This window comes from Streptococcus infantis (genome assembly GCF_047464615.1).
Taxonomy (GTDB): Bacteria; Bacillota; Bacilli; order Lactobacillales; family Streptococcaceae; genus Streptococcus; species Streptococcus infantis_Y.
The window spans coordinates 1-563 of the sequence record NZ_JASHBO010000046.1; the positions used below are offsets into that span (position 1 = coordinate 1).

General features: G+C 43.3%; 1 pseudogene. It reads right to left on the reverse strand.

The annotated features are described in order from the left end of the window. Positions 1 to 563, reverse strand: a pseudogene (locus QM450_RS10595) (hypothetical protein); the annotation flags it as partial.

A 563-nucleotide genomic window follows, 5' to 3' on the forward strand; every position in this document is an offset into this window, starting at 1 on the left:
GCCATCTGGTTTCTTAGGCGTTACAATCGCATTTCCATTTGGTTGTTGAGTAATTTCAATCTTACCTGGTTTTTCAGTTACTGGTGTTGCTGGTGTTACCTTGCCTGGTGTTTCAACTTTAGGAACTTCCACTGCTGGTTTATTTGGTTCAGTAATCTTACCTGGACCTGAAACCTTACCTTCTGGTAGGTCACTGTTTGGTACTTTACCTTTACCGTCTTCACCGATTGTTACTGTGATTGGGTTCCCATCTTTACCTGGGATTTCTACCTTAGTTCCTGGTGGGTAGGTTGTGCCATCTGGTTTCTTAGGTGTTACTGTAACGTCACCTGTCTTAGGATCTTGTTCAACATCTACTGTTGGTGTCTTACGAGCTGGTGTTGTTACATCCACTGGTTGTGATGGTTTCTTGTTCGGTTCGGTTACTGTTCCTGTACCTGGGACATCTTTCTTAGGAAGCTTGTCATTTGGTACTTCACCTGAACCATTGTCACCAATTGTTACTGGGATTGTTGTTCCATTTTCTCCTGGAATTTCTACCTTGCTGCCTGATGGGTAAGTTG